Source organism: Archangium gephyra (assembly GCF_049060025.1).
GTDB classification, from domain to species: domain Bacteria; phylum Myxococcota; class Myxococcia; order Myxococcales; family Myxococcaceae; genus Archangium; species Archangium gephyra_A.
In genome coordinates, this window is record NZ_JBMEQQ010000002.1 from 4685146 (window position 1) to 4707728 (window position 22583).

The 22583-nt window shown below is 70.4% G+C and carries 20 protein-coding genes and 2 pseudogenes; 9 read left to right on the forward strand and 13 right to left on the reverse strand.

Annotated features, from left to right (window positions below):
• Positions 1-113: 113 nt before the first annotated feature.
• Positions 114-869: a class I SAM-dependent methyltransferase gene (locus tag ACN28I_RS20340; RefSeq protein ID WP_420943629.1), complete on the reverse strand. Its 756-nt coding sequence runs from the start codon at positions 867-869 to the stop codon at positions 114-116.
• Positions 870-1080: 211 nt separating this feature from the next.
• Between ACN28I_RS20340 and ACN28I_RS20345 the strand changes: the two genes are divergently transcribed.
• On the forward strand, positions 1081-2097 hold the full coding sequence (locus ACN28I_RS20345) for an Rpn family recombination-promoting nuclease/putative transposase (protein ID WP_420943630.1): 1017 nt from the start codon (positions 1081-1083) through the stop codon (positions 2095-2097).
• A gap of 32 nt (positions 2098-2129) precedes the next feature.
• Here ACN28I_RS20345 and ACN28I_RS20350 read toward each other — a convergent pair whose 3' ends face one another.
• The 5 genes from ACN28I_RS20350 to ACN28I_RS20370 all read right to left on the reverse strand — a co-directional run bounded on the left by ACN28I_RS20350 (position 2130) and on the right by ACN28I_RS20370 (position 5523).
• On the reverse strand, positions 2130-2582 hold the full coding sequence (locus ACN28I_RS20350; protein ID WP_420943631.1) for a hypothetical protein: 453 nt from the start codon (positions 2580-2582) through the stop codon (positions 2130-2132).
• Between the two features lie 12 nt (positions 2583-2594).
• Complete coding sequence (locus tag ACN28I_RS20355) at positions 2595-3602, reverse strand: glutamine amidotransferase-related protein (RefSeq protein WP_420943632.1); 1008 nt, start codon at positions 3600-3602, stop codon at positions 2595-2597.
• 109 nt (positions 3603-3711) lie between these two features.
• Positions 3712-4566, reverse strand: coding sequence for an EamA family transporter (locus tag ACN28I_RS20360; protein WP_420943633.1), 855 nt, complete (start codon positions 4564-4566; stop codon positions 3712-3714).
• 79 nt (positions 4567-4645) lie between these two features.
• On the reverse strand, positions 4646-5116 hold the full coding sequence (locus tag ACN28I_RS20365) for a hypothetical protein (RefSeq protein ID WP_420943634.1): 471 nt from the start codon (positions 5114-5116) through the stop codon (positions 4646-4648).
• Positions 5117-5235: 119 nt separating this feature from the next.
• Positions 5236-5523 (reverse strand): hypothetical protein, encoded by a 288-nt coding sequence (locus ACN28I_RS20370; RefSeq protein WP_420943635.1) that lies wholly within the window; start codon positions 5521-5523, stop codon positions 5236-5238.
• Positions 5524-5936: 413 nt separating this feature from the next.
• Here ACN28I_RS20370 and ACN28I_RS20375 point away from each other — a divergent pair.
• The 3 genes and pseudogenes from ACN28I_RS20375 to ACN28I_RS20385 form a co-directional block, all read left to right on the forward strand.
• Positions 5937-7436 (forward strand): annotated as a pseudogene (locus ACN28I_RS20375) (methyl-accepting chemotaxis protein); the annotation flags it as partial.
• 79 nt (positions 7437-7515) lie between these two features.
• A complete protein-coding gene (locus ACN28I_RS20380; protein WP_420943636.1) occupies positions 7516-8262 on the forward strand; it encodes a methyl-accepting chemotaxis protein in 747 nt (248 codons plus the stop codon).
• A 194-nt stretch (positions 8263-8456) separates the two neighbouring features.
• Entirely contained in the window at positions 8457-10757 is a 2301-nt protein-coding gene (locus ACN28I_RS20385) for a nitric-oxide reductase large subunit (RefSeq protein WP_420943637.1), read from the forward strand.
• Positions 10758-10844: 87 nt separating this feature from the next.
• Here the strand turns inward: ACN28I_RS20385 and ACN28I_RS20390 are convergent, their stop codons facing one another.
• Positions 10845-12020: a cytochrome P450 gene (locus ACN28I_RS20390; RefSeq protein WP_420943638.1), complete on the reverse strand. Its 1176-nt coding sequence runs from the start codon at positions 12018-12020 to the stop codon at positions 10845-10847.
• 59 nt (positions 12021-12079) lie between these two features.
• Between ACN28I_RS20390 and ACN28I_RS20395 the strand changes: the two genes are divergently transcribed.
• Positions 12080-12826, forward strand: coding sequence for an AraC family transcriptional regulator (locus ACN28I_RS20395; protein WP_420943639.1), 747 nt, complete (start codon positions 12080-12082; stop codon positions 12824-12826).
• 117 nt (positions 12827-12943) lie between these two features.
• Here the strand turns inward: ACN28I_RS20395 and ACN28I_RS20400 are convergent, their stop codons facing one another.
• Positions 12944-13633 (reverse strand): TVP38/TMEM64 family protein, encoded by a 690-nt coding sequence (locus tag ACN28I_RS20400; protein WP_420943640.1) that lies wholly within the window; start codon positions 13631-13633, stop codon positions 12944-12946.
• Between the two features lie 195 nt (positions 13634-13828).
• Here ACN28I_RS20400 and ACN28I_RS20405 point away from each other — a divergent pair, with 195 nt between their 5' ends.
• Complete coding sequence (locus ACN28I_RS20405; RefSeq protein WP_420943641.1) at positions 13829-14395, forward strand: hypothetical protein; 567 nt, start codon at positions 13829-13831, stop codon at positions 14393-14395.
• Positions 14396-14405: 10 nt separating this feature from the next.
• Here ACN28I_RS20405 and ACN28I_RS20410 read toward each other — a convergent pair whose 3' ends face one another.
• Together ACN28I_RS20410 and ACN28I_RS20415 are read right to left on the reverse strand one after the other, a co-directional pair.
• A complete protein-coding gene (locus ACN28I_RS20410; protein ID WP_420943642.1) occupies positions 14406-15053 on the reverse strand; it encodes a zinc ribbon domain-containing protein in 648 nt (215 codons plus the stop codon).
• A gap of 43 nt (positions 15054-15096) precedes the next feature.
• Complete coding sequence (locus ACN28I_RS20415) at positions 15097-16359, reverse strand: glucan 1,4-alpha-maltotetraohydrolase domain-containing protein (RefSeq protein WP_420943643.1); 1263 nt, start codon at positions 16357-16359, stop codon at positions 15097-15099.
• Between the two features lie 199 nt (positions 16360-16558).
• Between ACN28I_RS20415 and ACN28I_RS20420 the strand changes: the two are divergent.
• A pseudogene (locus ACN28I_RS20420) lies at positions 16559-16904 on the forward strand (hypothetical protein).
• Here ACN28I_RS20420 and ACN28I_RS20425 read toward each other — a convergent pair.
• Positions 16901-17560: a hypothetical protein gene (locus tag ACN28I_RS20425; RefSeq protein WP_420943644.1), complete on the reverse strand. Its 660-nt coding sequence runs from the start codon at positions 17558-17560 to the stop codon at positions 16901-16903. The pseudogene ACN28I_RS20420 and the gene ACN28I_RS20425 overlap by 4 nt on opposite strands.
• Positions 17561-17625: 65 nt before the next feature.
• Between ACN28I_RS20425 and ACN28I_RS20430 the strand changes: the two genes are divergently transcribed.
• Together ACN28I_RS20430 and aat are read left to right on the forward strand one after the other, a co-directional pair.
• Positions 17626-18462, forward strand: a complete 837-nt coding sequence (locus tag ACN28I_RS20430) for an LEA type 2 family protein (RefSeq protein WP_420943645.1) — start codon at positions 17626-17628, stop codon at positions 18460-18462.
• Positions 18462-19148, forward strand: a complete 687-nt coding sequence (gene aat / locus ACN28I_RS20435) for a leucyl/phenylalanyl-tRNA--protein transferase (protein ID WP_420943646.1) — start codon at positions 18462-18464, stop codon at positions 19146-19148. Before ACN28I_RS20430 ends, aat begins: the two co-directional genes overlap by 1 nt.
• A 6-nt stretch (positions 19149-19154) precedes the next feature.
• Here aat and ACN28I_RS20440 read toward each other — a convergent pair whose 3' ends face one another.
• Both ACN28I_RS20440 and ACN28I_RS20445 read right to left on the reverse strand, forming a co-directional pair.
• Positions 19155-20987, reverse strand: coding sequence for a sensor histidine kinase (locus tag ACN28I_RS20440; RefSeq protein ID WP_420943647.1), 1833 nt, complete (start codon positions 20985-20987; stop codon positions 19155-19157).
• 39 nt (positions 20988-21026) lie between these two features.
• Entirely contained in the window at positions 21027-22355 is a 1329-nt protein-coding gene (locus tag ACN28I_RS20445; RefSeq protein ID WP_420943648.1) for a sensor histidine kinase, read from the reverse strand.
• Positions 22356-22583: the final 228 nt, after the last annotated feature.

A 22583-nucleotide genomic window follows, 5' to 3' on the forward strand; every position in this document is an offset into this window, starting at 1 on the left:
CCCTGGTGCCCCCAACAACCCCTCTCCCGCCGGGAGAGGGACGGGGTGAGGGTATCGAAGGCCCCGGGTTCGACTCCCGTGAGCCCCTCTGTGTTGCCCATGTGCCGGAGCGGCTACGGCTTGGGGATGATGATCAGGTCCTCGTCCTGCTCCAGGCGGTACACCCCATCGGCTCCCCGGCAGCGCTCGGCGTGCAGGCGAATCTCGTCATCGAGCTTACGCACCTCCTCCTGGGAGAGGGCCGCGAGCTGCTCCGCGGTGAAACAGTCCTCGAGCACGAAGAAGCGGCAGAGCGTGTACATCTCCTCGAAGCTGGCCGCGGTGAAACCATTCATGGCCGCGACGACCTCGTGCGGAATCCGTTTCTCTCGCAGCGTGTCGATGATCCGATCGCTGAAGAGGCCCGTCTCCGTGAAGTCGCGATGCAGCCGGTAGTTCTGGCCACGGGCGGCGCTGAAGACGATCACGCAATACCCGCCGGGGCGCACGAACGAGAGCAGCCTGTCGATGAACCCACCCCAATCGGGGATGGGCACGTGGTACAGGACGTGTGAGCAGAGGACGAGGTCATACCGCTCGGGCGACGACCAGGACTCCAGGGTGCCGTGGAAGATCTTCGCGCCCTCGAGCGCGAGCGTGCCGATCTGCTCCCGATTGGGTTCGAGCAGGGTGAGCGAAGCGAAATGAGGCGAGAGCCGCTCGGCGACCTTGCCCGGGCCCGCGCCGACGTCGAGCAGCGAAGGGCGCTCGGGCAGCCGGGAGAGGATGCGCTCCTCGACCACCCGCCCGATGTTCTCGTGGTGCCTGGAGGTCAGCGAGAGGAGGCGGAAGGCCGTGGCGTAGTCATGCGGTGACATCGTGATGCTCATGCTGGCTCTCCTCGAGGATGCTCCGGCAGATGTCCGACTGCACAGGACGAAGGGGCGTCGAGCGAACCTTCGCACACCCCATGGCGATTTCAGCAGCGGGCGGGAGCTCGTCTCATCCACGAGAGGGGAGTCGCCCCAATAGACGCACCCGTGCAGGCGGTACCCTGTGCGGCGCCGCTGGCCCGCCGCGTGCTTTCTCCGGGGCCGCGTCATGCCCGGTCCTCATGATCTCTTCGCCCGCTACACCTTTGGTCAGCCCGAGCGGGCCGCGGCCGAGCTGCGCGCCGTCCTGCCTCCTCGGGTCGTCTCGCAAGTGGACTGGTCCACCCTGCGGCGGGAGTCCGGCTCCGTGGTGGACCCGGAGCTGCGAGAGACCGAGAGCGACCTGCTCTTCTCGGCTCGCCTGAGCGGTGGGCGTCCGCTGCTGCTCTACGTGCTGCTGGAACACCAATCCCGGGTGGACAGGTGGATGGCGCTGAGGATGCTGCGCTACGTGGTGCGCCAGCTCGAACACTGGCGCAAGGAGAACCCGGACAGTGAGGGACTTCCAGTGGTGGTGCCCCTCGTCATGTACCACGGGCCGGATGGCGCCTGGTCGGCACCCCGCCGGGTGGAAGAGCTCTTCGACCTGCCGGGCGAGGCAGAGGAGCACGAGGGATGGCGCGAGCTCGTGCCGCGCTTCGAGTACCTGCTGGATGACCTGACGGCCGAGCGTGCCGAGGCGTTGATGGCTCGCCCGGGCCCGGCCCTGGTCCGGCTCGCCTTGCTCGTTCTCCGCTACGGACGCACGGAAGAACTGTCCCACCGTCTACCGGAGTGGACGGCCCTGTTCGCGCAAGTGCATGCCACTCCCCATGGGGACGAGGAGCTGGGGCTGGTCATCCGTTACCTTCTCCAGATCGGGGACAAGACCGTCCGCGCGCAGATGGGCAGGGTGCTACATTCCGTCATGGAGACTCACCGAGCGGAGGAGCTGATGCGGACCTATGGCGAGGAACTCATCGAGCAAGGGCGTCTGAAGGGACTGGAGCAGGGCCGGGAACAAGGGTTGGTGCTAGGCCGGGCGCAGGCGGTGCTTCGGATTCTCACCGCGCGAAGACTGCACATCGACGAACAGACCCGGCAGCGCATCCTGACGTGCACGGACGTGGCGATGCTCGATCGCTGGCTCGATCGAGCCTCGACCGCCACCACCCTCTCCGACGTACTGGATGACCTGGCCCAGTAGAGGCGCCCACGGCCTCGGGTCCCCCGCTGTGCTCAGTCCTGCTCGGTGAGGTACTTCACCAGTTCGTCCTCGTCGTTCGTCACCAGCCGCTTCAAACCATCCTGCTTGGCGTAACGCTTGACCTGCAGCAGGCCAACGGCGCTCTGGACGAGCACGCCCACCTTGCGGAAGCCACCAATCCACTTCAGACGGACGCGCTGAAGGGCGGCTTCGAATTGGGGATCGTTCCGGCCGGGAGCGGCCCGGATGTCGGCGAGGAGCGCGTAGCGTGCCCGGCCCAGGTCATCCAGGGCCTTGATGAGCCCCTCGAAACAGGTCTCGACCTCCTGCATCGACGAGAATGGCTTGTCGTTGCGAATGGTGCGGACGATGCCCATCCGCTCGTCGACCAGGACGGTGAAGTACTCGTTCTGGAAGACCTGTTTGGGAACGGAAGGGAAGATCCCCGGCGAACCGGGGCGGCGCCCCGATGGAGGCTGAGTCATTGCCCGCCCCTTCTACACCGTGAGCGGCTCGGTGGTGAGCGCCTCGGAGCCGGGCGGCACCTCCGCGTCGGGCGAGTCCAGCAGGACCAGCAAGGGAATCGCCGCCCCCGTATCCCCGAAGCTGGCCATGCCCCGCACGGTGCCCTCCACGCGTGAGCCATCGGGCCGCTTGAGGGAGAGCGTCTGCCCCACCCGCACGATGGGCGTGCGCCGGGGAATGCCGGGCGAGAGCAACACCCCCCTGCCCTGCAACCGTTGGATGGCATCCACGGTGAAGAGGTAGCGCTCTCCGCCGCCCGCCCCCACCTGCCGCGCGAAGAAGGTGGCCAGCCGCTCCATCAACAACATCGCGTGTTGCTGGGCTCGCGCCACCCGGGGCCCCTCCCGCTTCTGCAACTCCTCGGCGGTGAGTCCCACACGGCCCACGTCCTCCTGCGAGCCGCGGACCCAGCGCTCGAACAAGCCCCCATCCACCTCGGGATGGAACTGCACGCCATAGGACTTGCCCACGCGGAAGACCTGGTGCGGGTAGCGGGCCGTCGAGGCCAGCTCCTGCGCGCCGGGGACCGCATCGAAGGTATTCCCCTGCCAGTGCAGGACGTCGAAGAACTCCTCGAAGCCGGCGAACAACGGGTCCGCCAGTCCCTCCATCGTCAACGACACCGGGTGCACTCCCAGGACGGGGCCCTTCTCACCCGGGTGGACGCGGGCGCCCGCCGCGGCGGCGAGCAGCTCCGCGCCCACGCCGATTCCCAGGCTCGGCCGGCCCGCTTCCAACCGGCGGGCCAGCAATCGCCGTTCCTCCTCCAGCCAGGCAGGAGGCTCCGCCGCCGGGTGGCCCAGCGACTTGCCCATCACCACCACCAGGTCCGCCTCCGTGTCCTCGGGGCGCGGCTCTCGCGAGCGGACATCCAGGGTGAAGCCCGAGCGCCGCAACGCGGGGCCGAGCTGCCCGGGACCCTCTTCTTCGTCATGGAGCAGGACGACGGCGGTTCGGGGGGACGGGGGAGGCGCGTTCATGCCGGGAACATTGGCACGCGGGGAGCGGAGTGCAGGGGCCGCGGGTCTCCGCAAGGGGGCTCCGGTGCCGTGCTCCATCCTCTGGGTGACAGTGTCCGGCGCCGAGCATTCACGGCCGGGGCCACCCCAGCAGCACGGCCCCCAGCATCACCAGCCCGGCGCCGAGCAGTTGCCGCCGCCCCATCCGCTCGCCCTGGAGCGCCCCCAGCCCCAGCGCGAACGCGATGGAGGTATTGCGCAGGGTGAGCACGGCGCCGGTGCCGCTGTGCACCAGGGCCAGGAGCAACAGCGAGAAGGACAGCGTACACAGCACCCCCGCCCCCAGCAGGAGCAGGGGCCGGGTCATCACCTTGCGGCGCAGCGCGCCCCAGCCCGCCTCCTCGCGGCGGCGCAGGAGGAGCATCAACGGCAGCGCCACCAGGAGCGACAGCGTGAACAGGGCCGGAGGCTGGGCGCCCTCGCCCAGGGCGCGCTTGTAGCCGAGGTTGAAGCCGGCGATGCACGCGGCGCTCACCAGGGCCCAGAGCACCCCCTCGCCCACCGGGCCCCGGGGCACCACGAGGTTCATCACCGCCATGCCCACGGCCACCAGCGCCGCGCCGGCCACGGCCCAGGGGGTGAGCTGCTCGCCCAGCCACAGCACGGACACGGGCCACACGAGCAGCAGCGCCCCACCCCGGGACACCGTGTACGCCAGCCCCAGCGGGGCCCGGTGCAGTGCCCGCGCGAGCGCGATGAGGTAGCCACTCTCCAGCACGCCGGCCACGACGGACCAGAGCAGGGCCGCGGACGTGGGAAACGCCGTCCCCCGCAGGCCGAGCGCCCACAGCCCTCCGCACCCCACGGTGACGGCGATGACGCCCACCACGGCGGACTCCGGATCCTCGTGACGCTTGAGCAGCGCGTTCCACAGCGCGTGGAAGAACGCGGATGACAGCACCAGCACCAGCGCCGTGGAGTCCAACGCACCTCCAGGGGTCAGGGGCTCGGGCGGGCCGGGCACGCTACTGCCGGGCCCGCGCCCGGCGCCAGTGATCCCGCATTCACACGCGGGCCCTCCAGCGCGTCCTGGGGGGGACATGGGTGAAGAAGAGAGAGCACTGCTGAAGAGCCAGTTCAAGGCTCACCTGGGCACCCTCCTGCTGGGGACGGCGCCCCAGACCTATTTGCAGGGACTGGTGCTCGGGCTGCAGGAGCCGGACCACATCCGTCAGCTCTTCCTGCTGAACGTGCCCTCCTTCCTGCTCCTCTATGGGCTGCTGGCCGCCGTGCCGTGCCAGGTCTTCACCATCCGCCATGCGCTGGCGCACATCCCGGGCGAGCCCCCCGGACGCCGGCTCGTGCGCCTGCTCGAGCTGCCCCGGATCCTCGAGCTGTCCCACATGACGGCGCTCGCCCTGCTCCTCGTCCTCATCAGCACGGTGGACTGCCTGTGGTTCGGCCGGAGCCTGCTGCTCGTCGTGCCCTGCACCCTCGTGCAGATCCTGTTCGCCCTCTTCGTCGCCATCCAGCACGGCTTCCTGATGGAGGATCGGATGCGTCCGCTCGCGCTGGAGGAGTTGAAGCGGGCCCCCGAGGCCCCACTCCCCTGGGAAGGCGGCATCCGCTGGCGCACCTTCCGCTGGTACCTGCCCTACACCATCGCCCTCACCTTCGCCTGCACCCTGGTGATGTCGGCCACCCTCCTCTGGAGCCAGGGCCGCAAGGTCTTCTGGGAGCTCGCGGCGGCGCTGGAGGCCCACCAGCTCTCCGGCGCGGCCGGGCTGCTGACGAGGCACGTGGAGCGGATGGGGGCCGAGAGCCTCGGACCCCTGCTCGTGCTGGGCGCGTTCATGCTCGTCTGCGGCACCCTGATGGCCCGGTGGACCGCGGGGCAGATCGCCCGCGGCGCGCTGGCATGCCGCGACTCCATCGAGCGCATGGCACTGGGCGCCTATCGCCCGCCGGAATGGATTGCCACCGACGAGCTGGGACGACTCTCGGCGGCCACCGCGAGAGCCTTCCAGGGCATCGAGAAACAGGCACGGCGCGTGCGCGAGTCGGCGGATGCGCTCGGCCGTGCCGCCCAGGAGCTGGACGAGGCACGCAGGAGCAAGGAGGGCAGTCTGTCCCGGCAGGCCGCGGCGCTCGAGGAGGTCCGGGTGGTGTCCGAGACCATCCAGCAGGCCTCGCTGCTGGCGGCCCAGAAGGCGGAGAAGGTGCTCGCCATGGCGGGCAACGCCGGCACGCTGCTCGAGGCGGGCGAGACGGCCTCCGCGGAGGGCCTCACCGGACTGGCCGCCATCCGCGAACAGGTCTCGGCGATGAAGGCGCGCGTCCGGGAAGCTCGAGCGTCATGCCGGGCGGGTCCGGGCCGTGGCCCTCCTGGTGAAGGGCTTCGCCGACCAGTCGCGGATGCTCTCGCTCAACGCGGAACTCGAGGCGGTGCGCGTGGGCGGTGGCCCCCTGGGCTTCCGGCACGTGGCCCTCAAGCTGCGCGCCCTGGCCGAGCAGTCCATCCAGTCCACCCACCGGGTGGCGGACATCGTCCAGGGCCTCTTCGGCGCCATCCGGGAGACGGTGCGCCTGACGGACCGCAGCGCCGAGCGGGTGGAGGCGAGCCTGCGGACGGTGCCGAAATCGGGCGAGGCGCTCCAGCAGCTCGGCGCCATCATCATCGACGCCAACCATGCGGCCCAGCGGATCTCCACCGCGTCCGCCCAGCAGCGCGAGGGCATCCTCCAGTTGTCCCAGGCGGTCGCCGGCCTCTCCCACGCGGCGGCGGAGACGCTCCGGCAGCTCGAGGACTCGTCCCAGGTCACCCGCCGTGTCGAGCAGGCCGCGGGGCAGGTGCGGACCGCCCTGCGGGAGTGGGGCCGCGGGGAGGTGTCCGCCCCGGAGCCCTCCGCTCACGAGGCGTCTGGGCGCCAGCGGCTCCTGCGCGGGCTGTTCCTGTTGCGGCTGGCCTACCTGCCAGGCGTGCTGCTGCCCCTGGCGTACCTGGGGAGCGTCCTCCTCGGGCTCGAGGTGGCGGAGAGCCGCTCCGCCGCCGTGCGCGTGCTCCTCCCGCTCTGCGTGCTCGGAGGAGTGCTCCTTCCCTGGTGGATGGATCAACAGATGGTGGCGCAGGCCCTCGCGGAGGTGCCGGGGGAGTCCGCCTCGGCCCGGCTCGAGCGCCTGCTGGAGCTGCCCCGGCGCAAGCTGCTGCTGCACCTGGGGCTGCTCGCCGTGTCGTTCTCCGCGGCCCTGGCGGCGTGCTGCGTGTTGTACGGCCGGAGCCTCGCGCTCGTCCTGCCCTGTACCCTCGTGCTGATGCTGCTGTGCGCCTTCGCGGGCATCCCGCAGACGCTCTGGGTGGAGGCGTGCGTCCGTCCGCTCGCGCTCCGGGAGTTCCACCGCCACCCCGAGCCTCCCCTCTCCTTCACGGGCGTTTACTGGCGCAGGCTGCGCTGGCACCTGCCGTACCAGTTGGGACTCACCGCCACCTGCACGCTGGTGCCGGCCGTGGCCGTGCTGGCGCGCATGGGCGTCGAGGCCTCGCGGAGACTGACGGCGGAGTTGGGGCCCCGCCATGCGCCGATCGTCCAGCAGTCCCTGTGGGAGTTGCTGCGCGAGGCCGTGCCGACCGTGGTGTTTCTCGGCACCTTCCTGACGCTGTGCGCGGGCTTGAGCGCGTGGCGGATGGCGCGCCAGCTCGACCAGGGCGCGCGGGAAGCTCGAGGCCTCCATCTCCAGCATCGCGGCGGGCAGTCCGCGCCCTCCCACGTGGATCTCCACCGACGAGCTGGGCAGCCTCGCCGTCGCCACCCTCTCCATCTTCCAGCAGCTCTGGAAGCTCACCGATGGCCTGCATGAAGCCGCCGGGCAGCTCGGCCGCACCGCCGCGGCGCTGAGCGCCTCACACGAGGCCCAGACGCGCGGCCTCTCCGAGCAGATGGAGTTGCTGCGGCGCACGGGGGAGCTCGCGCAACAGGTGGAGCGGATGTCCAAGGATGCCTCGCGCGGCGCCGAGGCGGTGCTCGAGGGAGGCACGCGCGCGGGGAAGCTCCACCAGGCCGGAGTGGAGGCCGTGGCCCGGGGATACGAGGGGCTGACGGGCATCCGCCGGCAGGTGACGGCCCTGGAGGCCCGGCTCAAGCTGTTGGAACAGGACGCCCAGCAGATCCGCCACATCACCGCGTCCATCAAGGATCTCTCGGACGAGTCGGATGTGCTCGCGCTCAACGCGGCCATCACGGCCATGCAGTCGGGGGAGCCGGGGCAGACCTTCGGCGTGGTGGCCAAGGAGGTGCGCACGCTGGCGGACCGTTCCCTCCAGGAGACGCGGGAGGCGGGCCGGCTGCTCCGGGAGCTCATCCAGGCCATCGACGAGACGGGCGGGATGGTCCGCGAGGGCTCGGCGCGGGTGCAGGACAGCCTGGCGCGGGTGGACGCCTCGGGGGAGACGCTGCGCCAGCTCTTCGCCCTGGTGCAGGACGGCCACAGCAGCGCCCGGCAGATCGCCGCGACCATCCACCAGCAGGGCGCGGGCATCGCGCAGGTCTCCCAGGCGGTGGCGGACGTGTCCCGGATGATGGGCGAGATGACGGAGCGGCTGGCCACCTCGGCCCGGGTCGCCGCGGAGGTCGACCGTCTCGCGGAGCAGGTGAGGACCGCCATGCAGGGGCCCGTGCGGCTCTGAGGCATGGGCCCCCCTGCCCGCCCGCCCGCTCTTCCGAAACCATGCATCGCAAATGCACGATTTGCGGGCACCGGGTCCCGGGACGCACCCATTGCGCGCACGGAGCGTGTGGGCCCGGGGGAAGGGGGGGTGGAACGGGGCTTGCTTTGGGTCGCCCCAACCCACTGACACCCTCCTTTCAGGAGCCCCCGGTCATGCAACACCGCAAGCTCTGGCTCGGCCTCGGCGCCGTCGTCCTCGTCTCCTTCCTGGTGCTGGGAGGCCAGGGAGTCCGCATCTCGCGCACGCTCCCCCCCATCCCCGAGAAGGTGATGACGCCCGAGGGCACGGTGCTGCTCACGGGCGAGACCATCATGCGCGGGCAGAACGTGTGGCAATCCATCGGAGGCCAGCAGGTGGGCTCGGTGTGGGGCCACGGCGCGTACGTGGCCCCGGACTGGAGCGCGGACTGGCTGCACCGCGAGGCCACCTTCGTGCTGGACACCTGGGCGCGCGCGGAGGGCGCCACCTCGTATGCCGAGGCCCCGGCCGAGCGGCAGGCGGCGCTCCGGACGCGGCTCACCGCGATGATGCGCACCAATACCTATGACGCGAGCACGGGCACGGTGACGTTGGACCCGGTGCGCGCCGAGGCGATGCGCTTCAACGCCGCGCACTACGCGGACGTCTTCGCCAAGGGCCGCTCGGCCTACGCCATCCCCGAGGGCGCGCTCACGGACCCGGGGAAGCTGAAGGACCTGGGCGCCTTCTTCTGGTGGACGAGTTGGGTGACGTCGACGAACCGGCCCGGTGACACCATCAGCTACACGCAGAACTGGCCGCACGAGCCGCTGGTGGGCAACGTGCCGGCCTCGGGCGTGCTGATGTGGAGCCTGGCCTCGGTGCTGCTGCTGCTCGCGGGCGCGGCCGGGCTCATCTGGTACATGAGCGGAAAGAAGGAGGACGAGGAGCTGACGCCGCCGGTGAAGGATCCCTTCTCCGGGATGGAGCTCACCCCGAGCCAGCGGGCCACGGGCAAGTACTTCCTGGTGGTGGTGGCGCTGTTCCTGGCGCAGGTGGGGCTGGGCGGCGTGACGGCGCACTTCGGCGTGGAGGGCGGGGGCTTCTACGGCATTCCCCTGGCGAAGTACGTGCCCTACGCGGTGACGCGGAGTTGGCACACGCAGCTCGGCATCTTCTGGATCGCGACGGCGTGGCTGGCCACGGGTCTCTTCATCGGCCCGGCGGTGAGCGGGGTGGAGCCGAAGTACCAGCGCGCGGGCGTCAACTTCCTCTTCGTGTGCCTGCTCATCATCGTGGTGGGGGCGCTCTTCGGGCAGTGGGCGTCGGTGCAGCAGCGGATGGGCAGCGGGGACTACTGGTACTGGTTCGGGCACCAGGGCTGGGAGTACGTGGACCTGGGCCGCTTCTGGCAGATCTTCCTCTTCGTGGGCCTCTTCGTGTGGCTGTTCCTCACGGCGCGAGCGGTGTGGCCGGCGCTGAAGAAGCCGAGCGAGGGCCGGCCGCTGCTGGTGCTCTTCGTCATCTCGTCGCTGGCGATCGCGTCCTTCTACGGAGCGGGGCTGATGTACGGGCAGCGCAGCCACATGGGCATGGTGGAGTACTGGCGCTGGTGGGTGGTGCACCTGTGGGTGGAGGGCTTCTTCGAGGTGTTCGCCACGGTGGTGATGGCCTTCCTGTTCACGCGGCTGGGGGTGCTGTCGGCGCGCACGGCGGTGCCGGCGGTGCTCTTCACCACCACCATCTTCCTGCTCGGCGGCATCATCGGGACGTTCCACCACCTGTACTTCTCGGGCACGCCGGCGGCGGTGATGGCGCTGGGCGCGACGTTCAGCGCGCTGGAGGTGGTGCCGCTGGTGCTGGTGGGCCGTGAGGTGTGGAGCCACATCCGCCTGTCGAAGCTGCCGGGGTGGATGGAGCAGTACCGCTGGCCCATCCTCTTCTTCATCGGGGTGGCGTTCTGGAACCTGGTGGGTGCGGGCCTGTTCGGCTTCCTCATCAACCCGCCGGTCGCGCTCTACTACATGCAGGGCCTCAACCTGACGCCGCTGCACGGCCACACGGCGCTCTTCGGGGTGTACGGCATGCTGGGCATCGCGTTGATGCTCTTCACGTTCCGGATGATGCAGCCGGATGCGAAGTGGAAGACGAAGACGCTGGCGTGGGCCTTCTGGAACCTCAACGCGGGGCTGCTGCTGATGGCGGTGCTGTCGCTGCTGCCCATCGGGGTGCTGCAGACACAGGCGGCCATCGAGCAGGGCACGTGGTGGGCGCGCAGCGCGGAGTTCATGCAGACGCCGCTGATGGACACGCTGCGTTGGCTGCGGGTGCCCGGGGACGTGCTCTTCGCGTTGGGAGCGGTGCAGCTCGCGTGGTTCGTGGTGGGCCTGAAGACGGGCTGGTCGCTCGAGCGGACCGAGGCGCCCCGGACGAGGCCCGAGTCCGAGCGCCTGGGAGCCGCGGCCCCGGCCCACGCCGTCCTCCGGCGACGCTAACCCACCTCGCCCCATATCCCCCAATATCCCCTCTCCCTCCGGGAGAGGGACAGGGTGAGGGTGTCGAGGTTCCCGGGTTGGATCCCTTCATGCTGCCGGCTCGAAGCGGATGGGGAGGCGGGCCGGCCCGTGCACGTGGATGGCCTTGCGTGGCTCCCAGGGCGCGTCGCTCGCGAGCCGGAACCCTTTCACCCGCTCCAGCAGGACGGACAGGCCAATCCGGGCCTCCAGGCGCGAGAGCGGGGCCCCGATGCAGAAGTGGATGCCGTGCCCGAAGGCGATGTGCGGGTTGGGCTCTCGCGTGATGTCGAACCGGTCCGCGTCCTGGAACTTCCGCGGGTCGCGGTTCGCGGAGCCGATCATCGCGAGCACCAGCTTCCCGGCGGGAATGACCTGGCCGTGCAGGGAGACCTCGCTCCGCGTCACGCGGAACATCGCCTGGACGGGAGAGCGGTAGCGCAGGACCTCCTCGATGGCCGAGGGCAACAGGCCGGGCTCCGCCCGCAGGCGGGCGAGCTGCTCCGGGTGCTCGATGAGGCACAGGAGCGCGTTGTTGAGCAGGTTCGTGGTGGTCTCATGACCAGCCGAGAGGAGGAGCTGGAAGAAGCCCAGGAGTTCCTCCTCCGTGAGCCGCTCGCCGTCCACCTCGGCCTCGACGAGCCGGGTCAGGAGGTCGTCCTTCGGCGCCGCCCGCCGCTGCCCGGCGAGGTCCCGGACGTAGAGGCGCATCTCCTCGGTCACGGCGGCGAACTCACGCTGCACCCGGTCCGCCTCCTCGCTGCCGGCGACGGTGTAGCCGAGGGCCATGATGACGTCGCTCCAGTGCCTGAAACGCGGCGAGTCCGCGGTGGGGGCACCGAGCATTTCCGCCATCACCCGCAGGGGGAGCGGAACCGAGAAGTCCGCGGCCAGGTCCATCTCCCCGCGCTCGATCGTCTGGTCCAGCAGCGCGTGGGACAGCGCGTGGATGCGGGGCTCGAGGCCCGCCACGGCCCGAGGGGTGAAAGCGCGCATGAGGAGGGCGCGCAGCTTCGTGTGGCGCGGCGGGTCGGCGAAGACGAGCCACTGGGAGGTCATGGCGGACGGAGGCGCCACGATGGAGCTGAAGGCCTCATGGTCGTGGAGCGCGCGCTTCACGCCCTCGTAGTCGAAGACCATCCACAGGTCCGAGTGCGGCTCGTGAAGGACGGGAGAGCGGCCGCGGAGCTGCGCGTACGCGGGATAGGGATTACGGCGCACCTCGTCGGAGAAAAGGTTCACCATCGCGCACGGCCTCCAGGCCCGGAATCGAGGAACATGGAGATACGGTAGGGAGACAGGGCATGGAGTGCTTGAACGAATCGCGGATCGGCGCGGTCATCACGGATGCGTTCGCGGTGCGCGCGTCGACGGCGACGGCCTCGACACCTCACGCCCAGCACGGCGTGGGGTTGCTCGTCGGGCTGGACGGCGACGTGACGGTGACGGAGCCGGGCCGCGCGAGCGTGAGCGGACGGGTGGTCGTGGTGCCACCCCATCAGGAGCACGCCGTCCTCAGCCCGGGGCCCACCCTCGGGCTCCTCTACGACCCGGAGCTGGCGTCGCACGTCGCGGGCTACTCGCGCCTGCGGGGCGGAGCCTTCCCGCTGGAAGGCCGGCTCGCGGAGCGTCTCGGAGCGGCCCTGACGGCGCACCGCGCGTCCCTGTCCCGGCCCGACGTGCTCGCCGGCCTCGCACGCGAGTGCTCGGACTGGCTCGCGAGGGAAGCGCCGCGCCGCGAGCCGGACAGACGCGTCGCCCACGTCCTCGAGGCGCTGAGAGATCCCAGCGCCGACCCGCGGCTCGCCGTCACGCGCACCCGGCTCTCCCCGGCGCACCTGCGGGCGCTGTTCGTCCGCGACGTGGGGCTGCCCATCCGCACCTTCCAGCTCTGGCGCCGGCTGCTCGTCGCGGTGGCGGCGTCCGCGCGGCTCGACGCGACGAGCGCCGCTCACTTCGCGGGCTTCGCCGACCTCGCCCACTTCTCGCGCACGTGCCGCCGCATGCTCGGCTACTCCCCGACGGCCTTGCGCAGCGGGCTCCTCTCCTGACCCTCCCGGTCCACGATCATCAAGGGTCGTGACCCGGCACACCTGCCCGCTCGGCATGGCGCCAGGGGGCCGAGCCCGCCGGGAGCAGGGCCCCGGCCCGCGTTCGCGAGCGGGAGGCTACGAGCCGAGACGCTTGCGCAAGGCGCTGAGCGCCCACGTGCTGAAGAGGATGCCGAGCACGCCCAGGACCAGGAGCACGAGGGAGCGCTGCGCGAGGAGGCTGGAGCCGAGGTAGACCGTGCCCACGGCGTACGGCAGCTCCGCGATGGCCAGGACCGCCAGGTACCTGCGCAGCCCATAGCGCGCCAGTCCGAGCACGTAGCCAGGAATCTCGGAGGGGACCGCGAGCTGGAAGAGGAGCACCAGGCCGAAGGAGCTGTGCTGGGAGATGCGTTTCTCGTAGCGGCCGAGCACGTCACCGGACACGAACCGGCGCACCACCGGCCGGCCCCAGGAGCGGGCAATGCCGTAGGCGAAGGCCCCTCCGAGCATCCACCCGCACCAGAGCAGGACCACGCAGAGGGGCTCGCCCCAGGTGTGGATGGCCACGGGCACGAGCACCGCGCTGCTGAAGAAGGCCAGCATGGCCGAGAACGCGGACAGGAGGATGAAGAGCGCCGCGCCCCAGAAGGGATGCGCCTCGATGACGGGCCCGGCCTTCGCGAGGCCCCAGACCAGGGCGGACTGGAACGCGTCGGACGAGGCGAGCAGGACCAGGCCCCCGAGCAGGAGCAGCAGCACGAGCACCCGCTTCCACTCCAGGGAAGGAAGGTCCATCCGGCCCGGCGTCATCGTGCTCCGTCGCATCCCGTGTTCCTGAAAAGGGCGTCAGACATGAAGGATAGGCAGGGGAGAGGCCCCGCCCCGCTCTCCTGTCACCGTGCGCCCTCCAGTGCCCTCGCGGAGGAGCCATGCGGCCAGCCTCCCCATCTCCCGCACGGCGCGAGCCGGGAAGGCGCCTCCCCATCTTTGACGCGTGCACGCGAGGACACGGGGGGCGACATGCGATTGAGGACGAGAGGTCTGCTGGCCGGAGTGGCGGCGCTGCTCGTAACGGCCGGGTGCGAGAAGCGCGAGGCCCGGGAGCGGGAGACGGTGGCGGCGCCCATGCAGTCGGAGCCCGGCACCACGAGCGAGAGCCAGGCCGCGCCTCCCCCTCCCCGGGCCGCCCAGCCGCCCCCGCGAGAGGCGCCCGCACCGAGGGCCGAAGTGCAGCGTCCCACCGAGCCACCGGCTCAGCGGGAGCCGGACGAAGCCGCGCCGGACGCGACGCAGCCACGGCAGGTCTCGGGCGAGGTGCTGGCCTTCACCGGGAAGGAGCTGCACGTGCTGTCCGCCAGTGAGGGACAGGATGTGCGGATGCTCGTCATCTCGTTGACCGAGGTGCGCGTGAACGGCCAGCCCGCGACCCCCGCGGAGATCCGCGAGGGCGGCGAGGTGCGCGCCACGTATGAGATCGCCGAGGGCGAGCCCGTCGCCCTGCTCGTGGAGGTGAACAATCCCGGCGCGGCCCAGGAGCCCGAGCAGCCCCTGTTGGATCAGCCCAAGATTCCCAAGAGCGAGGACTGAGACCCGGAGCTCAGGTGCCCCGGGGCGTGCCGCAATCGCCGCAGAAGCGCGCGTTGGGCTTCATCTCGATGCCGCACTGGGTGCAGTGCACCTTCGCCGCCGCCAGCGGCTTGCCGCACTCGGAGCAGAACTTGCCTCCCTCCACCCGCGCGTTGCAGTGGGGACAGGCCGCGGCCGCCGCCGTGCGGTGCGCCTTCATGTCCAGCGACTCCACCTGGTCCACCTTGCGCGCCTTGTCCCAGGCCTGCTCCACCGACACCTTGGACTGGATGTGCGCGGCCTCCTCCTGGAGGTTGGGCGCGCACGCCTCGCACAGGCCCCGCGACTCGTTCCAGCACGCCTGCGGGCACACCCACTGGCCACAGCGGGTGCAGTGCTTGAAGTGCTTCTTCCCCTCCTCCACCGCCTCGGAGTAGGCGTCGTCCCACGCGCTGCCGCGCAGGGCGTCCTTCACGTGATCGCCCGCGTAGGCCGCCCTCGACAGCGAGCCCCCGAAGAAGGAGCCCGCCGCCTTCAGGAAGCCCGCGGCCATCCCCATCTTGTTGGCGATGAAGGGCGACATGTGCCCGTTGCGGCACTTGTCGCAGTGGAACTCGAACTGGAAGCCGTAGTTGTTGGAGCGGTCGGAGTAGTTACGGGTGAATTGGATCATCGCCATCGGCGCGAGCCCCCTTTCACCCGCAACCCTACCCGAGCCCGGCCTACTTCTTCCAGACGGCCCAGTTGGTGCCCGAGTTCACCAGCGTCCAGCCGGTGCCCGGCGACCAGGAGCCATGGCCGATCTTCATCGCCAGGCTGCCCCTGCTGCCGGTGACGATGGCGGCGTACTTGCTCGAGTCCGCGGCCTGGATGCTCACCGCGGAGGTGGACGTCACGCCCTTCTCCCTGCGCGCCGCCATGAGGCTCTTGATGGCGGCGGCGTGCCCCCAGTCATAGAAGTGCACCCAGTAGACGCAGGGGATGCCCGGGTGCGTGAGGATGTACGCGTAGCCCTGCATCACCTTGTCGCTGGGGAAGGGCCAGTGGTTCTGGCCGCCGCTCGGCGCGCTCGGGCCCGTGTCGTGGTTGTCGATGAACGTCACCGACCTGGCCGGCCACCAGCCGATGGCGCCCGAGGGCTTGCCCGCGCTGTCACGCAGCCGCCAGAACTCGTTGTACTGCACCGCCTGCTGGAGGATGCCCTTGGTGGTGAAGTCGAACGCCGCCGACTTGCCGCCCGTGGCGTCGATCCAGTTCATGAGCTGCTGGCGGTGGGCGTCGGGGTTGCCCAGGTTCAGGTCCGTCCACAGCTCGCCCACCGAGAAGTAGGGCACCGTGCCGGTGTTGTAGTTGCCCACGTACGAGCCGTTGAAGCCCTTCACGTAGTCATAGCGCCAGCCGTCGTAGCCGATGCTGGACTTGAGCCAGTTCATCCAGCCCTTCAGATCGTTCTGGACGGTGACGTGGGTGTGGTCCAGGTCGCGCGCGGCGCCGTAGCCGTCACCCGTGTCGTAGTTGCCGGTGGCGCCGGTCCACTCGTCGCCGCGCGTCACCGACCACGAGCCCCAGGTGGGGTTGGTGAAGTCCGCCCAGTTGCTGGTGCCCACGCGGTGGTTGACCACGATGTCCGCGATGGCCTTCACCCCGTAGGTGTGCAGCGCGCCGATGGCGCCCTTGAGCTGCGCGTCCGTGCCGTACTTGCTGTTCTGCACGTAGAGCTGCCGCGGCAGGTAGCCCTCGTTGGACGCCGCGTCGCTGGAGGGCGGGAACCACACCATCGTGAAGCCGCTGTTCTTGATGTCCGAGGCCCTGCCCTGGATGACGCCCCACCAGGGGTACGTCTCGGTGGACCGCCAGTGGAAGCCCTGCAGCATCACGTCGCCGCTGTTGCCATCCATCGGGCCCGCGTACGCGGCCGTCGACACCACCAGGCCCAGCGCCCACGACAGGGACACCACTCCGCCAAACACCTTCTTCGTGAACATTCTGCTCTCCATGGGAAACGAACGATAGCGGGGAGGCGCTCTACAGCCCGTCTACATGGCAGGCGAGTGACAGAATTGAAAACATTCTCAGCAGAACGTTTCCTTTCCCATCCCGTCAGGATGTTTTGGTTCCCCCCCTGGAGCGCCGGGCGTGGAAATCGGGTGGGGCGCGCGCCGGGTGGGGGTTAGGATGAGGGCAATGGCCGAACAGTCCCCCCCCTATTGGGTCCTCATCTCGGTCCTGTTCAGCTCCCAGCCGCTGTCGCCCGCGCTGGCCATGACGCTGCATCAGGTGGCCTACGAGCCTCTACCGGCGCGGCGACTCGGTGCAGCCGGTGGCGGGAGATCTGCTCACGGGCAAGGTGCACAACCTGCGCAAGGACGTGCAGATGGGCGCCATCTCGGGCCCCGCCTTCGAGGCGGAAATCGAGACGGAGCGCGGCTCCGGCGTGGTGCGCTTCCTCCTCACCCGCCAGGGGCTGGAGATGATGGAAGCCGGGCCTCCGCAACCGCCCGTGCCGCCGCGCCCCAAGTACCTCAATTAGTGCACGCGCACCTTCTCCACGCGCTCCTTGCGCGGGAGCTTGGGCCCGGCCGCGGCACGGGGCCGCTTGCGCGTCACCATGCGGGTGATGCCGTAGTAGAGCTGCTCCTCGGTGTACACCTTGCGCACCCCGCGCGTGCCGGGGACGTAGGCGGGCCCGGGCCGCTCCAACCACTGCAGCACCTTCACCTCGCCCGAGTACGCGAAGGCGTCGAGCATCTCCTTGGGGCAGTGCTTGAGGTAGCGGCGCACCAGCGGCCGCAGCCGCCGGGAGAAGTCCTTGCCCAGCACCGAGTGCCGGCGCCCCGCGTGCAGCGTGCCGTCGAAGCGCCGCGACATGTGGAAGAGCTCGTGCATCACCGTTTCGATGCGGGCCTTGGGCGTGGAGGAGCGGAAGAAGAGCGGGCGCAGGGTGATGCAGTAGAGCATCCGCTTGCCCTTGAGCCGGACGATGGGCTTGCGCCGCCCGCTGCGGTCCGTGCTCCGCCCTCCCCGGAAGCACAGCGGCTTCACCGTGCCGCGCGAGGCCCGCCGCGCCTCGCCCGCTATCACCAGGATGCGGCTGGCCTTCACATGGGCGAACTCGGGCATCTTCGCGGCGATGTCGCGAATGAGCGCGCGGATGTCCTTGTTGAGGTTCGGGCGACGGTGGGCCACGGTGTAGTCAACAGTGTACCCGAAATCCCCTTGAGACCAGCCCGAACCGGCCGCACCTTGGCGCCATGCGTTCCGCCCCGCGTGCCACCGTCCACCTCCTGACGCTCGCCGCCTGGCTGGCCGGGTGTGCCTCCACGCCGTCCGCGCCCCCCGTGGGCCCCGCCTCGCTCGGCGCCGAGGAAGCCACCGTCGCCTCCCAGGGCCTCACCGAGGTGAAGCTGCGCTACTCCGGCCAGCTCACCAGCCCCGGCCCCGCCGTGCTGGAGAAGGCCGACTACGAGCTCGTCTCCGATGGGCAGGTGGTGGAGAAGGGCTCGGCGCCCCTGGCCGTCCCCCTCTCCCCCAACGCCCCCACGCCCTTCTCCTTCCAGGCCGAGGCCGCCTACGTGCGCACGCCGGAGGACCTGCGGGCGCTGAGCCAGCGCAGCGGCACCCTGCTCGTGGCGCTGCGCGGCACGCTGACGGTGCGCGCGGGGGGCGAGCTGCGGACGCTCCCCTTCGCCGCCTCCCGGCAGGTGCGCGTGCCCCGGCTGCCCGTGGTGCGGCTGGAGAGCCTGGATGGGGCCCGCTACTCCGAGGAGCAGGTGGACCTGCTGCTGCGCCTGGGCGTGGAGAACCCCAACCCCTTCCCCCTGCGGCTGGAGGAGCTCACCTGGGCCGTCTCCGTGGGAGGCCGCAAGCTGGGCGAGGGCACCCGGGGCAAGTACGACACCGTGGACGCGTCGGCCACCGGGGTGTATCCCGTGGAGGTGGCGGTGACGAAGGAGACGTGGGGCCAGGACGTGCGGGCGCTCATCGCCAAGGGGACGCTGCCGTATGAGATCGCGGGCGAGCTCACGGGCCCGCTGGTGCGCATCCCCTACTCGCTGTCCGGAGACGTAAAGCTCAACGTGTCACAGTAGTGCCCATCTATCTGCTCGGAGAAGACCCGGAGCTCTTCCCTCCCCCGGAGAAGGCGGACCGGGGCGGACTGCTCGCCGTCGGGGGGGACTTGAGCCCCGAGCGGCTGCTCTCGGCGTACTCCCAGGGCATCTTCCCCTGGTACAGCCAGGGCCAGCCCATCCTCTGGCACTCGCCGGACCCGCGCTTCGTCCTCGTGCCGGACAAGCTGCACGTGGGCCGCTCGCTGCGCAAGACGCTCAAGGCGGGCGTCTATGACATCCGCTGGGACACCGCCTTCGAGGACGTCATCACCGCGTGCGCCAGCACCCCGCGCCCCGGCCAGGACGGCACGTGGATTACCCAGGCGATGCGCGAGGCCTACGTCAGCCTGCACGAGCTGGGTTTCGCCCACTCGGTGGAGGCCTGGGCGGAGGGCGAGCTGAAGGGCGGCTTCTACGGCGTGTCGCTGGGGGCCGCCTTCTTCGGCGAGAGCATGTTCGCCCATGCGCCGGACGCCTCGAAGGTGGCCTTCACCACCGCGGTGGAGCGCTTCCAGGCGTGGGGCTTCCACTTCATCGACTGCCAGGTGGAGACGGAGCACCTGACGCGCTTCGGCGCCGAGCACTGGCCGCGCAAACGCTTCCTCCAGGCGCTCGACCAGGCCCTTCAGGAGCCCACCCGCCGCGGCAAATGGACGGGGGCCTGAGCGGCCTCACGCCAGGGGCAGCTCGAGGGTGAAGGTGGCGCCCTGGCCGGGGCCCGCGCTCTCACACTGGAGGCCGCCCCCCAGCTCCTCGGCGGACAGGGCGCTGATGTGCAGCCCGAAGCCGTGCCCGTCCTTCTTCGTGGTGAAGCCCTGGGTGAAGAGGCGCTGCAGGTGCTCCGGGGCAATGCCCACCCCGTTGTCGGCCACGGAGATGCGCAGCCGCTCCCCGGCCTGCTCCACGCGCAGGGTGAGCTGCTTGTCCGGCCGCCCGCTGTCCAGCAGCGCATGGCGCGCGTTGCTCAGCAGGTTCACCAATATCTGCAGCAGCTTGTGCCGGTCCACCATCACCGCGGGGACCGGGGCGCCGTACTCGCGCCGCATCTGGATGCCCAGGCGCTCGAAGGACACGGCGTGCAGGCGCATCGCGTCGTCGAGCAGCCCGGGCACCTCCACCCGCTCCAGCACTCCGGCGAAGCGCGCATGCTCCTGCTGCATGCTCACCACGGACTTGATGTGGTCCACGCTCTCGGTCAGCCGCCGCAGCTCCTCCAGCACCGTCTCGCGCTCCTGGGCGAGCTGGCCCGAGAGCGCCGCCAGGTAGGCGGGGAACTGCCGGCCCCGGGGGTCTTCCTCGAAGAAGGCGCCCAGCCGCGAGCCATTCTCCCGCAGCAGCTCCACGGCCCGGTCCAGGCCCGCGGCCCGCGAGGCGCGCAGCCGCTCCACCACGAGGTTGGCCGAGACGTTGACGCTGTTGAGCGTGTTGCCCACGTTGTGCAGCACCCCGGTGGCGATCTCTGCCATGCCCGCGTGGCGCGACACGTCCACCAGGCTGCGGTGCAGCTCCGACAACCGGGCCTCGGCCTCCTTGTGCTCCGTGATGTCGCGGCTGAAGAGGGTCGCCCCCACCACCTGCCCGCCTTGCCATACCGGGTTGAAGGTGACGTCCAGCGTCCAGGACCCCGTCGGCATGGCGAGGGGGATCTCCACCCGCGTCCGCTTTCCCGACAGGGCCTCGACGAACATGTCCCAGAGCCCCGGAGAGGAGAGCCACTCGAGGTTCTCGCCCGGCTCGAGCGCCTTGCCGTAGAAGTGCTCGGCCACTTCCCTCGCCCGCTGGTTGGCGGTGACCACGCGCCCCTCCCTGTCGAGCGCCATCACCACGTCCTCGGTGCTCTCGATGAGGCTGACCAGCTTGCCTTCGCTCTCGTGCAGCGTCTTCAGCGCGCGCTCCAGCGCCGCGTGGGACTCCTCGCGCACGGTGCTGTAGAGCCAGCTCAGCGCCCAGCTCAGCAACAGGCTGAGGGCGGTGATGAGGTTGCTCATCCAGACGCCCGGGTCCCGGAAGAGCGGCCGCACCCGGCCGAAGCCGGAGTGGTAGAGCTGGTGGAAGAGCGCCGCGTAGAGGACGAGGAGCGCGGTGAAGAAGAAGCCCCGGCGCGGCCCCAGCAGGTAGACGGCGAGGGCCGGAATCAACATGCCCACCGCATGCGAGACGGCGCCCGGCCTGTCCACGGACACGGTGCCCAGGATGAAGCCCGCGGCCAGGGACGCGCACAGGAAGAAGGCCGGAAGGGTGGGTGATGACAGCCGGCGCACCAGGGTCGGCACCAGGCCGTAGCCCACCACGCACACCCCCGCCGCCAGCGCCTGCGGCAGGCGCTCCCCGGGCGGATAGGTGGGGATGGCGAACAGGTACAGGGCGTTGAGCAGGAACAGCAGGCCCGTGGCCCCCAACAGCACCCGGTAGCGCCAGAGCTCCCCGGGAGGCAGCCGGCGCTGCTCCGGCGTCAGCCGGGCGTCCAACCGCTCCAACAGCCATGCGCGCGGGCTCCAGCTCATGGACGTCCCCCCTTCAGCTCCCCACTCCGGTCCGAGGGCTCATCCGGAGCGCTTCCGCTCCAGCACGTCCGTCTCCAGCGCGTGCTCCGAGGCCCGGGGCAGCAGCACGTGGAAGGTGGTGCCCTGGCCCGGGGCGCTGTCCACGAGGATGTCCCCGCCCAGCCTCGTCACGATGCCATGGCAGATGGACAGGCCCAGCCCCGTTCCCGTCCCCACCGGCTTCGTCGTGAAGAAGGGCTCGAAGAGGCGGCTGAGGTGCTCCGGCCGGATGCCGCTGCCGTTGTCCCGCACCTCCACCGCCACCATGCCGTCCTCGCGCTGGCGGATGCCCAGCCGCAGCTCGGGCGCCTCGCGGCCCGCCAGGGCGTGGGTGGCGTTGACGATGAGGTTGAGGAACACCTGCCCCAGGCCGTGCTCACTGCCCCAGACGGGTGGCACCTCCTGGAAGTCCCGCACCAGGCTCAGCTCCGGACGCAGCGCCCGCGCCGCCATGGACAGGGTCAGCTCCATCACCTGGCGCACGTCCACCTGCTCCCGGGGCGGCTCGTCCATCCGGGCGAAGATGCGGACGTCCTGGACGATGCGCTCGATGCGCTCGGCCCCGAGCGCCGCATCCCGGCACGCATCCCTCAGGTCATCGCGGGCCTTGAGCCCCTCCTGCGCACACGGCAGCGTCTCCAGCCCCCGCACCACGTGGCGCAGGTTGGACAGGATGTAGCTCAGCGGGTTGTTGACCTCGTGGGCCAGGCCCGCCGACATGCGGCCCAGCGCCTCGAGCTTCTGGGCGTGCAGGAGCCGGGCGTTGGCCTCCGCCAGCGCCCGCGTCCGCTCGTCCACCATCCGCTCCAGGTCCTCCATCCGCTGGTGGCTGGCGCGCAGGAGCTCCCACTTCTCGCAGAGCGCGTGCGCCATCTGCCGCACCTCGATGCTGTCGAAGGGCTTGCGCAGGATGAGCAGCCGCTCGCTGGTGCCCAGCTTGCGCGACAGCTCGTCCCAGGAGTAGTCGGAGTGGGCCGAGCAGAGCACCACCTGCAGGTCCGCCTCCTCCCGCCACATCTCCAGCGTGGCCTCCACCCCGTCCATGCCCGGGGGCATGCGGATGTCCACGAAGGCCACGGCGTAGGGGCGCCCTTCACGCACCGCGTCGCGCACCAGGCGCACGCCCTCTTCCCCACCCAGCGCGAAGTCCAACTCGAAACGGGTGGTGCTGCTCCGGGGCGGGGCATCCCCGAAGAGCATGGACTCCATCTCATCCAGCTCCTCGACCCCCTGGCCAGACCTGGCGAGGATCTTCCGGAAGTCCTGGTGGATGGCACTGTTGTCGTCGACCACCAGTATCCGGCGGCACTCCCCCGTCGGAGGACTCATGGCTCTATGGGTACCACGTGACAAAAGCCACGGGCAATGTACTCGCCCGTGGCCCCGTCATGTCTCCGTGTGCCCACATCCGGCCGGGAGGCCCCGCCGCCCCGCCTGCCCGCTCACACCGAGGGTGGAGGGAAGAACCTCGGGAAGCGCGATGAAATCCTCATCAGCGCGTTCGAGGACCTTGCTCTTGGATGGGGACCAGGGGACTTCACGAAAGTCATTTCCCCC

What these genes read in the sequence shown, in the direction of transcription:
- ACN28I_RS20345 (WP_420943630.1), top strand. Translation starts at nt 1,081, where the DNA reads ATGCCCGGTCCTCATGATCTCTTCGCCCGCTACACCTTTGGTCAGCCC.
- ACN28I_RS20350 (WP_420943631.1), bottom strand. Translation starts at nt 2,582, where the DNA reads ATGACTCAGCCTCCATCGGGGCGCCGCCCCGGTTCGCCGGGGATCTTC.
- ACN28I_RS20410 (WP_420943642.1), bottom strand. Translation starts at nt 15,053, where the DNA reads ATGGCGATGATCCAATTCACCCGTAACTACTCCGACCGCTCCAACAAC.
- ACN28I_RS20395 (WP_420943639.1), top strand. Translation starts at nt 12,080, where the DNA reads ATGGAGTGCTTGAACGAATCGCGGATCGGCGCGGTCATCACGGATGCG.
- ACN28I_RS20400 (WP_420943640.1), bottom strand. Translation starts at nt 13,633, where the DNA reads ATGCGACGGAGCACGATGACGCCGGGCCGGATGGACCTTCCTTCCCTG.
- ACN28I_RS20445 (WP_420943648.1), bottom strand. Translation starts at nt 22,355, where the DNA reads ATGAGTCCTCCGACGGGGGAGTGCCGCCGGATACTGGTGGTCGACGAC.
- ACN28I_RS20385 (WP_420943637.1), top strand. Translation starts at nt 8,457, where the DNA reads ATGCAACACCGCAAGCTCTGGCTCGGCCTCGGCGCCGTCGTCCTCGTC.
- ACN28I_RS20340 (WP_420943629.1), bottom strand. Translation starts at nt 869, where the DNA reads ATGAGCATCACGATGTCACCGCATGACTACGCCACGGCCTTCCGCCTC.
- ACN28I_RS20405 (WP_420943641.1), top strand. Translation starts at nt 13,829, where the DNA reads ATGCGATTGAGGACGAGAGGTCTGCTGGCCGGAGTGGCGGCGCTGCTC.
- ACN28I_RS20355 (WP_420943632.1), bottom strand. Translation starts at nt 3,602, where the DNA reads ATGAACGCGCCTCCCCCGTCCCCCCGAACCGCCGTCGTCCTGCTCCAT.
- ACN28I_RS20370 (WP_420943635.1), bottom strand. Translation starts at nt 5,523, where the DNA reads ATGCGCTCGATGGAGTCGCGGCATGCCAGCGCGCCGCGGGCGATCTGC.
- ACN28I_RS20440 (WP_420943647.1), bottom strand. Translation starts at nt 20,987, where the DNA reads ATGAGCTGGAGCCCGCGCGCATGGCTGTTGGAGCGGTTGGACGCCCGG.
- ACN28I_RS20390 (WP_420943638.1), bottom strand. Translation starts at nt 12,020, where the DNA reads ATGGTGAACCTTTTCTCCGACGAGGTGCGCCGTAATCCCTATCCCGCG.
- ACN28I_RS20430 (WP_420943645.1), top strand. Translation starts at nt 17,626, where the DNA reads ATGCGTTCCGCCCCGCGTGCCACCGTCCACCTCCTGACGCTCGCCGCC.
- ACN28I_RS20380 (WP_420943636.1), top strand. Translation starts at nt 7,516, where the DNA reads ATGGAGTTGCTGCGGCGCACGGGGGAGCTCGCGCAACAGGTGGAGCGG.
- ACN28I_RS20415 (WP_420943643.1), bottom strand. Translation starts at nt 16,359, where the DNA reads ATGTTCACGAAGAAGGTGTTTGGCGGAGTGGTGTCCCTGTCGTGGGCG.